At 63.3% G+C, this 10,379-nt stretch carries 13 protein-coding genes; 9 read left to right on the forward strand and 4 right to left on the reverse strand.

The window, feature by feature from the left end; translation table 11 throughout:
* Position 1: 1 nt before the first annotated feature.
* The 3 genes from dxs to ABWP50_RS02435 all read right to left on the reverse strand — a co-directional run bounded on the left by dxs (position 2) and on the right by ABWP50_RS02435 (position 2,925).
* A complete protein-coding gene (gene dxs, locus ABWP50_RS02425) occupies positions 2-1,927 on the reverse strand; it encodes a 1-deoxy-D-xylulose-5-phosphate synthase (RefSeq protein WP_353216396.1) in 1,926 nt (641 codons plus the stop codon).
* Between the two features lie 97 nt (positions 1,928-2,024).
* Positions 2,025-2,489, reverse strand: coding sequence for a Fur family transcriptional regulator (locus ABWP50_RS02430; protein ID WP_353216397.1), 465 nt, complete (start codon positions 2,487-2,489; stop codon positions 2,025-2,027).
* A gap of 67 nt (positions 2,490-2,556) precedes the next feature.
* Positions 2,557-2,925 carry a MerC domain-containing protein gene (locus ABWP50_RS02435; RefSeq protein WP_353216398.1) on the reverse strand — a complete coding sequence of 123 codons (369 nt, stop codon included), beginning with the start codon at positions 2,923-2,925 and terminating at the stop codon, positions 2,557-2,559.
* A 130-nt stretch (positions 2,926-3,055) separates the two neighbouring features.
* Here ABWP50_RS02435 and ABWP50_RS02440 point away from each other — a divergent pair, with 130 nt between their 5' ends.
* The 5 genes from ABWP50_RS02440 to rpsI all read left to right on the forward strand — a co-directional run bounded on the left by ABWP50_RS02440 (position 3,056) and on the right by rpsI (position 6,026).
* Positions 3,056-4,099 carry a COX15/CtaA family protein gene (locus ABWP50_RS02440; RefSeq protein WP_353216399.1) on the forward strand — a complete coding sequence of 348 codons (1,044 nt, stop codon included), beginning with the start codon at positions 3,056-3,058 and terminating at the stop codon, positions 4,097-4,099.
* Positions 4,099-4,461 (forward strand): DUF2237 family protein, encoded by a 363-nt coding sequence (locus ABWP50_RS02445; RefSeq protein WP_353216400.1) that lies wholly within the window; start codon positions 4,099-4,101, stop codon positions 4,459-4,461. The genes ABWP50_RS02440 and ABWP50_RS02445 overlap by 1 nt, the downstream gene beginning before the upstream one ends.
* Positions 4,462-4,511: 50 nt before the next feature.
* Positions 4,512-4,940 carry an NUDIX domain-containing protein gene (locus ABWP50_RS02450; protein WP_502950961.1) on the forward strand — a complete coding sequence of 143 codons (429 nt, stop codon included), beginning with the start codon at positions 4,512-4,514 and terminating at the stop codon, positions 4,938-4,940.
* Positions 4,941-5,029: 89 nt separating this feature from the next.
* A complete protein-coding gene (gene rplM / locus ABWP50_RS02455; protein WP_353216401.1) occupies positions 5,030-5,506 on the forward strand; it encodes a 50S ribosomal protein L13 in 477 nt (158 codons plus the stop codon).
* 10 nt (positions 5,507-5,516) lie between these two features.
* Positions 5,517-6,026: a 30S ribosomal protein S9 gene (rpsI, locus tag ABWP50_RS02460; RefSeq protein WP_353216402.1), complete on the forward strand. Its 510-nt coding sequence runs from the start codon at positions 5,517-5,519 to the stop codon at positions 6,024-6,026.
* 38 nt (positions 6,027-6,064) lie between these two features.
* On the opposite strand, the gene ABWP50_RS02465 is transcribed toward rpsI, so the two are convergent.
* Positions 6,065-6,301, reverse strand: coding sequence for a hypothetical protein (locus tag ABWP50_RS02465; protein ID WP_353216403.1), 237 nt, complete (start codon positions 6,299-6,301; stop codon positions 6,065-6,067).
* Here ABWP50_RS02465 and ABWP50_RS02470 point away from each other — a divergent pair.
* The 4 genes from ABWP50_RS02470 (at position 6,294) to ABWP50_RS02485 (ending at position 10,310) form a co-directional block, all read left to right on the forward strand.
* A complete protein-coding gene (locus ABWP50_RS02470) occupies positions 6,294-7,298 on the forward strand; it encodes a PEPxxWA-CTERM sorting domain-containing protein (RefSeq protein WP_353216404.1) in 1,005 nt (334 codons plus the stop codon). The genes ABWP50_RS02465 and ABWP50_RS02470 overlap by 8 nt on opposite strands.
* Positions 7,299-7,373: 75 nt before the next feature.
* Entirely contained in the window at positions 7,374-9,458 is a 2,085-nt protein-coding gene (locus ABWP50_RS02475; protein WP_353216405.1) for a protein-disulfide reductase DsbD family protein, read from the forward strand.
* 57 nt (positions 9,459-9,515) lie between these two features.
* Positions 9,516-10,082 carry a redoxin domain-containing protein gene (locus ABWP50_RS02480; RefSeq protein WP_353216406.1) on the forward strand — a complete coding sequence of 189 codons (567 nt, stop codon included), beginning with the start codon at positions 9,516-9,518 and terminating at the stop codon, positions 10,080-10,082.
* 6 nt (positions 10,083-10,088) lie between these two features.
* Positions 10,089-10,310 carry a DUF6886 family protein gene (locus tag ABWP50_RS02485; RefSeq protein WP_353216407.1) on the forward strand — a complete coding sequence of 74 codons (222 nt, stop codon included), beginning with the start codon at positions 10,089-10,091 and terminating at the stop codon, positions 10,308-10,310.
* Positions 10,311-10,379 lie beyond the last annotated feature (69 nt).

Below are 10,379 nucleotides of genomic sequence, written 5' to 3' on the forward strand. Positions count from 1 at the left end.
TTCAGGCCCGCACTGCCCCGTCTGCCGCTACATTGTTGTGACGCAGCGCCTCCAGCACCGTTTTGACAATGGCGGCGGCATCCAGCCCGGCATCGGCATATTGCTTGGCGGGATTGTCGTGATCCTGAAACAGATCCGGCAGACGCAGCGTGCGCACTTTCAGGCCGGCATCGATAAGGCCTTCGTCGCTGGCGAGCGTGAGGACATGGCTGCCAAAGCCGCCGATGGCGCCTTCTTCGATGGTGATCAGCACATCATGGGTTGCGGCCAGCTTGCGGATCAGCGCCATGTCCAGCGGCTTGGCAAAGCGCATGTCGGCCACGGTGGCCGGCAGCCCGCGCGCATCCAGATCGTCGGCAGCCTTTAATGCCTCCGCAAGCCGGGTGCCCAGCGACAGAATGGCAATCTTGTGGCCGGTGCGCACGATGCGGCCCTTGCCGATCTCCAGCCGGGTGCGCGTTTCGGGAATGGCGACGCCAGTGCCTTCGCCGCGCGGATAGCGCAGCGCGATGGGGCCATCGTCATGCAGAGCCGCCGTATGGACCATATCGGCCAGTTCGGCTTCATCGCTGGCCGCCATCACCACCATGTTGGGCAGAGTGGTCAGATAGGCGATGTCGAACGAACCAGCATGGGTGGCCCCATCGGCGCCGACCAGCCCGGCCCGATCGATCGCAAAGCGCACGGGAAGATTTTGCAACGCCACATCATGCACCACCTGATCATAGGCGCGCTGCAGGAAGGTGGAATAAATCGCGCAGAACGGCCGCATGCCCTGCGCGGCCAGCCCAGCCGCAAACGTGACCGCATGTTGTTCGGCGATGCCAACATCAAAGGTGCGGGCCGGAAATGCCTTGTTGAACCGGTCAACGCCGGTGCCAGACGGCATGGCAGCGGTGATGGCCACGATGGTGGGATCGCGCTGCGCCTCGGCGATCAGCATGTCGCCAAACACATTCTGATAGGCCGGCGCCTTGGGCGCTGCCTTGTGCTGGGTGCCGGACACGACATCGAATTTCACAACGCCATGATATTTGTCAGCCGACGCTTCGGCGGGGGCATAGCCCTTGCCCTTTTGCGTGACGACATGGATCAGCATCGGGCCTTCGCCGGCATCACGGACATTTTCGAGCACCGGCAGCAGATGATCGAGATTGTGGCCGTCGATCGGGCCGACATAATAAAAGCCCAGTTCTTCGAACAGGGTGCCGCCGCCCTGGGCAAAGCCGCGCGCATATTCATCAACGCGCGCCGCAGCCTTCTGCAATGGCGGCGGCAGCACACGGCCGGAAATTTGCTTAAGATATTCGCGCAATTCCAGAAACTTGCGGCTGGAAAGCAGCCGCGACAGATAAGACGACAGCGCGCCGACCGGCGGCGCGATCGACATGTCGTTGTCGTTGAGGATGACCACGAGCCGGTTGCCCGCCTGGCGGGCATTGTTCATGGCTTCATAGGCCATCCCGGCCGACATCGAACCGTCGCCGATCACCGCAATGCCCTTGCCGGGCTTGTCCTGCAGCTTGTTGGCAATTGCAAATCCCAGCGCCGCCGAGATCGACGTGCTGCTGTGCGCCGCGCCGAACGGATCATATTCGCTTTCGGTGCGCTTGGTGAAACCGGACAACCCGCCAGGCTGGCGCAGTGTGCGAATACGGTCCCGCCGGCCGGTGAGAATCTTGTGCGGATAGGCCTGGTGGCCGACATCCCACACCAATTTGTCCTGCGGCGTATTAAACACATAATGCAGCGCCACGGTCAGCTCGACCACACCCAGCCCGGCGCCGAGATGGCCGCCGGTGACAGACACGGCGTGAATCATCTCCTGGCGAAGTTCATCGGCCAGCTGCCGCAATTGGCCCGTTTCCAGCCGGCGCAAATCAGCCGGCAGATTGACCGTATCGAGCAACGGGGTTTCAAGCATCATGGTTACGGCTCGCCTGACAAGAAATTAATCACCAGACGTTAGCGGCTTGCTGTTCGCCTGTCACGGGTGGAGTGTAACTGCGCTGTCATGATGCCAATCAGGCGCAGGCAGCACAAACGCCGCGCACTTCGATCACCGGCCGCACAGCGCGAAACCCCGCCGCAGAGGCAGCGCCGCGCACATCGGCGGCGATACGATCATCATCAATATGGGTGGCGCGGCCGCAATCGTCACACACCAGAAAAATACAGTCGTGCGGACAATCGGGGTGCACATTGGCGATGAACGCATTGGCACTTTCAATGCGGGCGGCAACATTGTTGGCCACAAACAGATCGAGGATGCGGTAAACACTGTTGGCGGCAATGCGGCGGCCAGCCGCCACCGAAACCGCATCAGTCACATCATAAGCCGACACCGGACGATCAAAACCGGCCAGCGCCCGAAACACGGTGGCGCGCAGCGCCGTCCAGCGTTCACCCGCTTGCACCAGCCGCGATTGTGCCGCCGCGGCCAGATCGGCGCGGGAATCATGCTGACCATGAGTGTGTGCCGCAGACATTCCTGCAATATCGGCAGTCAACATCGCAAACGCAAGCACAGTGATGCCGCGCTGCGGCCTCCGGCGATCAACTGCCGCGCAGTGCCTGCAAATTGCGCCAGTGCGCCCACGCCAACAAGCCGACACCGGCCATCGACACCAGCATTTCAGCAGCATGGCCATGTTCAACTGCCAGCGAAACCGTCATGACGATCAAGCCGCACAGGCCGATCAGCCCGATTTCGCTGCGGCCATGCTGGCGCCAGCCACGCCACAAGGCCACCGCTGCCAGCGGCATCGCCAGCGCCAGCCCGATCATGTGCACGCGGTGGTCAAGCCAATCGCCAGTCATGGCAAACACCGCGAGCAGCACAAAACCCGCCATGCAATGCAGCAGGCACAGGCCAGACAGGCCAATGGCAAGACGATCAAGCAGGCTGGTGGCTGGTCGAGGCATTGGAACGTGTTACAATGTTACATTGGCATAGGCAAGCATCGTTTCGGGCAGTCGCGCCAGATCCGACATGCGGCTGACGCACCGTCGCACTGGCTTTCGCGGCCGGCGCTTTGGGTTTAGGGCCTCGTTCATGGCTTCTATTGCACCTGCATTTTCATCCTCCCGCGCTGATGCACGGCCGCGCGCCGTTGCTGGCTGGTTGTTTGGTGTGGCGGCGTTGGTGTTTGCGATGGTCGTGGTGGGCGGCATCACCCGGCTGACCGAATCCGGCCTGTCGATCACCCGCTGGGATGTGGTGTCAGGCACGCTCCCGCCGCTGTCGGAGGCGGAATGGCTCGCCCAATTTGCCCTCTATCAGCAGTCCAGCCAATATCAATTGATGAACCAGGGCATGAGTCTGGCGGCGTTCAAGGGCATATTTTTCTGGGAATATGTGCACCGCCTGCTCGGCCGGGTGATCGGCCTGGCCTTTGCGCTGCCGTTGGTGTGGTTCTGGATTCGGCGTGAGATTCCAGCCGGTTACAGGCCCCGCCTGTTGACATTGTTTGCGCTTGGCGGCCTGCAGGGCGCCATTGGCTGGTGGATGGTGGCATCCGGGCTGGTTGACCGTACCGAGGTCGCTCCCGAACGTCTGGCCGTGCATTTGTCCAATGCCTTCATCATCATGGCTGGCTGTATCTGGACCGCGCTTGACCTGATCGACGGCGATGTGCCCCGCCATGATCGCCCGCGTGCTTGGGTGCTGCCGCTCACCGCTTTGCTCAGCCTTCAGATCGTCTGGGGCGCGTTCACTGCCGGTTTGCGGGCCGGCCATGCCAGTGACACCTGGCCGCTGATGTTTGGCGCGATCGTGCCCCCCGGCATCCTGACCAGTGCCATCGACATGGTCACTGATCCGGTGAGCGTGCAGTTTATTCACCGCAGTATGGCCTGGGTTGCTGCCGTTGGTGTCGTACTGGTGTCCGGTATGTTGTGGCGGGCTGGCGCCGGTGTCCGCGCGTTGAGTTTGGCTGGCGTTGTGGTGGCCCAGTTTGCTTTGGGCGTTGCCGTGATCCTCAACCACGTGCCAGTCTGGCTTGGCGTGTCCCATCAGGCCGGTGCGGCGCTGCTGGTGGCCGCGACAGTGTGGGCGGCGCACTGGTCAACCCGGGGCCGGATTGGGGAGCGGGCATAATGGCAAGGAACGTGATGGGCGGCCCGCTGGCGCAATGCTCGGCCCAACCGATGACCGGCTGGCAGCGCGATGGCTGCTGCAACACCGATGCGCAGGATCGCGGCATGCACACGGTGTGCGCCATAGTGACCGAGGAATTTCTGGCCTTCAGCCAGCAGGCCGGCAATGATCTGTCCACGCCGCGGCCTGAATATGGCTTTCCCGGCCTGGTGCCCGGCAATCGCTGGTGCCTGTGCGCCGGCCGCTGGGAAGAGGCGCGGGTGGCGGGCTTTGCACCCGAGGTGGTGCTGGATGCCTGCCACGAGCGCACCCTCGAGGTGACATTGCTCGGCCATCTGCAGGCCCATGCGGTGCAGCCCTGATCACAGCTTGGGACGGCGCGGATTTTGCCGGTGCCAAGCTGGCCGCACTGATCGATGGCCAGATCCTTGTGTATCGCCGTGACGACAAGCCGGGCATCCCGTGGCCCGGCTTGGTCGATCTGCCCGGCGGCGGCCGTGAAGGCAGCGAAAGTCCGGTACAGTGCGCGCTGCGCGAGCTGCATGAAGAATTTGGCCTGAACATCCCGGAGCAGCGAATCGTCTGGGCGCGGCCGTTTCCATCTTTGCATCCACCCGGGCGCATCGGCTGGATGCTGGCATTGCCGTTGACCGCAGCCGAGGTGGCGGCAATCGTGTTTGGCGACGAAGGGCGCGACCCGCAGTTGCTTGAAATCGGTGCCTTTCTTGCCGCGCCCGACGGGGTTGCGCCGCTTCAGGACCGGGTCAGACAGCTGATGGAGTCAGCCCATTTGCATGCGGTATTAAAATACCACACCGGAAAAACGTCGCTTTTTCCTTGATCTGCACCGATTGTTGCACAATAGCCGCATCCAGCGCCGGGGCTTTGCCGCCCTGGCCGTTTCGCATTTGCAACATTGGAATATCTGCCATGCTCACCCGGACCACGAACTCGGCCAAGCCTGCCGAAGTCGAAAAAAAATGGCTGCTGATTGATGCCGAAGGCCTCGTCGTCGGCCGCCTTGCCTCGATCATCGCCAATCGCCTGCGCGGCAAGCACAAGACCAATTACACGCCGCATGTCGATTGCGGGGACAATGTCATCGTGATCAACGCCGAAAAGGTGCGCTTCACGGGCAACAAGACCACCGACAAGATTTATTATCGCCACACCGGCCACCCCGGCGGCATCAAGGAAACCACCCCCGCAAAGGTGCTGGAGGGCCGTTTCCCTGAGCGTGTGCTGATCAAGGCCGTGGAACGCATGGTTCCGCGTGGTCCGCTTGGCCGCCAGCAGATGCACAATCTGCGCGTCTTTGCCGGCACCGAACACCCGCATGTGGCACAGCAGCCCGAAGTGCTGGATGTCAAAGCCATGAACCGCAAAAACAGCACGATCGCAGGCTGAGGAATATCACATGAACGACAATCGCCAGTCTTTTGCCGATCTCGGCGGCCTTGACGCCGACGCACCGGTCAACACCGCCCACACTGGCGGCGGCGGCCCGCCGGCCCCGCTGCGTGAGCAGGAAATCGATGCCTATGGCCGGGCCTATGCCACCGGCAAGCGCAAGAACGCCATCGCCCGCGTGTGGCTCAAGCCGGGTTCCGGCAAGATCATCATCAACGGCCGCGACCAGACCGTGTATTTCGCACGTCCGTCGCTGCGCCTGGTCATCAACCAGCCGTTCGATGTCGCTGAGCGCCGCGACCAATATGATGTGATTGCCACCGTCGTTGGTGGCGGCCTGTCCGGCCAGGCCGGCGCCGTCAAGCACGGCATCGCGCAAGCACTCACCAAATATGAGCCGATTCTGCGCACGCCGGTGAAGCAGGCCGGGTTCCTGACCCGCGATCCGCGCGTCGTCGAGCGCAAGAAATACGGCCGCGCCAAGGCCCGCCGCAGCTTCCAGTTCAGCAAGCGCTGATTCGCGCCGCGCGGCACCGGGCGTCGCAACAACGGACCTCAAAACGCCGGGTGGCATTGCCGCCCGGCGTTTTTTTGCGTTGTCTGCAAAAAAAATTGTTCAACGGAAACTGCGTCAGTGTTGCTGACCAAAGTAAAAATTCCATAATCATCGTTAATTAATAACGTTTCCTTAAGCTTATGGAAAGTCAGCAGGTTGACCTCCATATTGGACATATAGTAAAGAAATCTCAACCAAATTTCACCCATTGGTTGGGGGTACACAATCATGATCAAGAAGATGTTTTGGGCAGCCGCGCTCCTATCTGCAAATGTCGCCGGTGCCGTCACTCAGCCATCGGCCCTGCGCAACGACACGCCTGGCACGGGCAATTTTGCCAGTTTCACGTCCGACAATCTGTTTGGAAATTTCGACACCGATCCGATGGCAGCTGGCAACCAAGCCGGCTTTGTCGCCAACAGATATAATCTGGAACCATCAGGCGCATCGAACAACGCCGTGACGCCGTTGGAACGCGCGGTCGTGGAATTCCGCAGCGGCGGTGCCGTTCAGGGGTCCAGCAACCGCACCTATGGTTTTCATGTGCCCACCGAAGCGTCCGGCCTGCCGATCAGTGCGGGCGGCAGCGGCGTGGCCAGTTCCCTGACCAATTTTGCATCCGTGAATGCCAACACCAGCACGGTCAGCACCACCGACCAGATCAACGTGCCCTGGACAAATTTCATGCAGAGCAATGGTCTCGATGTTGTGAACGCGCCGCCGCCGCCAGTGATGTTCTCGATCACCCGCAGCAACAACATAATGACGTTGCGCATCGGCGATGGCAGCAGCACGGCGCAGTGGGATCATAGCTGGTCAACCAGCAGCAGCGGCTTTGCCGATGTCAACGCCTTCCAGCTGCGCATGGCATCGGGCGGCAGCAGCGCGTGGCGGCTGACGGAATTGCGCTTCAACGGCAGCCTGCTGAACTCGACCATCAACAGCAGCCCAACCAGCCTCTATCAGTCGGACAATATCACCGGGAACCCCTTCACCAATCGTGAGATTTTCCTGTGGGACAATGTCTCGGGCAACTTCTCGTTGACGGGCCGTCTGTTGCTTGGCTGGACCAACACAGCGCCGGTGAACTCGACGGCCAATCTTCAGATCAAGTTTCTCAGCATTCCGGGCGGCGGCGACCCGATCCCGGAACCGGCAAGCTGGGCCATGTTGATCGCCGGGTTCGGCCTGGTAGGTTCCAGTCTTCGCCTGCGCCGGCAAGGGATCGCCTGATCATCGGATGGAAAGGCCAGCGCCTGCGGCGGCGCTGGCCTTTCCATTGCACCACCGGGCTGGCATGAGCCAGTCATGATTCGCATCCTCACGCTGTTGTTTGCCGCCATCCTGGCGATGCCCGCCCAGGCGCAATCGGTCAGTGACCAGCCGCACACCAAGGTGGAATTGATCGCCGCCAGCGCAGCGCCGGCGCCGGGCAAGCCGCTCACCATCGGCATCGCACTCAGCCCAAGGGCCGGCTGGCACACCTATTGGCTCAACCCTGGCGACGCCGGCGCGCCCACCCGCGCCGCGTGGACCTTGCCCGCCGGCACCGCCGCCCCTGCCGATCTGCAATATCCGGTGCCCGGCACGCTGGTGGTGTCCGGCCTGATGAACCATGTTTATGAAACCACCAATGTGCTGGTCACCTCGGTCACGCCGCCGGCCGGGCTGGCACCGGGCAGTGCGTTTCCTGTGTCGGTGCAGGTGGATTGGCTGGTGTGCAGCAACGAACAATGCGTGCCCGAAGCCGCGACACTCACGCTGCCGCTGGTCATCGGCAATGGCGCTGCCGATGCGGTAATGGGCCCGCGCATCAGCGCCGCCCGCGAAGCACTGCCCAAACCGCTGGCAGCAACCGCAAGCTGGGCGCAGCAGGGCAAGCGGCTGGTCTTTTCGGTGCCGATGGCCGGGCTCGACAAGGTTCGGCGCGCCTGGTTTTTTCCGGCTGGCGATCTGGTGATCAACCATGTCACCCCGCAAGCCATCACCGTCGCTGGCGACGCCCTGCGCATCGAAACCGATGCCGCCGATCCCGGCCCCAGCGGCGAGATTGCCGGCGTGCTGCGGGTGGAAATGGCCGGCCAGCCGGCCATGGGTTTTGCCATTTCGGCCAAGCCCGGCGCTGTGCCCGGCCCCGGCGCAGCACTCGCCATTGGTGGCGGCACGGATGCCGGCGGCGGCGGCGAACCCGGCCTTGCGCTGGTGCTGCTCGGTGCTGTGCTTGGCGGCCTCATCCTCAACATCATGCCCTGTGTGTTTCCGATCCTGTCACTCAAGGCGCTGGCGCTGGCCAAGGGCAACGTCGATGCTGGCAAGGCGCGTGCCGAAGCGCTGGCCTATACGGCTGGCGTGGTGATTGTGGTCACGGCGCTGGGCGGCATGGTGCTGGCCCTGCGCGCCGCCGGATCGCAGGTCGGCTGGGCATTCCAGTTGCAGGACCCGCGGGTGATCAGCTTCCTGCTGCTGCTGGTCACCGCCATCGCGCTCAACCTGGCTGGCCTGTTCGAAGTGACGCTGACCACCGGCAATCTTGGCCAGGATCAGGCGCGATCGGGCGGCGTGCGCGGCAGTTTCTTTACCGGCGCGCTGGCGGCCTTCGTCGCGACGCCGTGCACCGGGCCGTTCATGGCCGGCGCGCTGGGCGCGGCGCTGGTGCTGCCGACCGTGCAGGCGCTCAGCATCTTTGCCGGGCTCGGCTTTGGGCTGGCGCTGCCCTTCCTGCTGATCGGCTTCGTGCCGGCGCTGCGCCGCCGCCTGCCCAAGCCGGGGGCGTGGATGGTGCGGCTGCGCGCGATCCTGTCCGTGCCGATGTTCCTTACGGCACTGGCGCTGGCGTGGGTGCTGGGCCAGCAGTCCGGCGTCAATGGCATGGCGATGGGCCTTGCCGGCGCGCTGCTGCTCGGGCTGTTCCTGTGGTGGCTGGGCGCGCAGCAGCACGGCGGCAAATCGTTGCTGCTGCCATCCGCGCTAAGCCTGGCCACGGTGGTTGCCGCCACATTGCTGGTGGACACAGGCACCCCGCCGGCCAGCGCAGCGGGCGCTGCTGTTGCCGCCAGCGAACTGGGTGCGGTGAAATACACGCCGGCCGCGCTGGCCGATCTGCGCAGCGCCGGCAAGCCGGTGTTCCTGTACATGACCGCCGATTGGTGCCTGACCTGCAAGGTCAACGAAAAGGGCGCCATGGCGTCCAGCGATGTTGCTGCCAGCTTCAAGACCAAAGGCATCACCGTCATGGAAGGCGATTGGACACGCAGCGACCCGGCGATTTCGCAGTGGCTGGCCGAGCACAAGCGCGCCGGCGTGCCGGTCTATGTGTTTTATGATGCCAAGGGCGGCGAACGCGAATTGCCGCAAATTCTGACCGTTGATGAACTGACCAGCCTGGCCGGCTGAACGGGGGCCTGCACCATGATCAAAGCCGTGACTGCTGCCCTGCTGATGGCCCCATTTATGTCTGCTTCAGCGCTGGCCGCCCCGATCAACGGCATTGCCGCGCCGGATTTTGCAGCCCGCGCCGCCGATGGCACGCTCGTGCGACTGTCTGATTTGCGCGGCAAGACCGTGGTGCTGGAATGGACCAACAGCGGCTGCCCGTTCGTGCGCGCCCATTATGACAGTGGCACCATGCAGCAGCGCCAGCGCGAAGCTGCGCGGCTCGGCGTCGTCTGGCTGTCGATCAACAGCGGCGCACCCGGCAAGCAAGGCCATGTCGATGGCCCCGGCGCACAGGCGGAAATCGCCAGCGGCAAGGCAGCGCCGGCGCATTACCTGCTTGATGCCGTTGGCACGGTCGGCAGGCTATACGACGCCAAGACGACGCCGCATATGTTCGTCATCCGCCCAGACGGGGTGCTGGCCTATCAGGGTGCGATCGACGACAAGCCAACTGCCATCGAAGCCGATGCCAAGACGGCCACGCCCTGGGCGAAGAATGCGATCACCGCCGTGCTGGCCGGCAAAGCGCCATCCCCGGCGATCACCCGGCCCTATGGCTGCTCGGTGAAATACGCCGGGTAAGGCATCGTGGCGGACGGCATAACGTGCACTGTCACCGTAATCTATTGGATCTCGCGCACAAGCGTGACCCCAGTTGCCCGCCACCCGATCGCAAACCCCGCCCTGGCGTTGACCGCGCAAGGCACCGCGCTGCACCTCGTGGACAATCTCTGGCCGCTCATCGACGCTGTGGTCGCGTCAAGCCTGCGCTTTTCGATTATCCGCAAACGCAATGCGCAGCCGCGGTAGGCAGGCCCGCCATTCACGGCGCCTGGCCGCAGGCACCGCTGTCCTACATCGCCAAAGCCTGTCATCGTG

The sequence above is a fragment of the Sandarakinorhabdus sp. genome (genome assembly GCF_040398645.1).
GTDB lineage: Bacteria > Pseudomonadota > Alphaproteobacteria > Sphingomonadales > Sphingomonadaceae > Sandarakinorhabdus.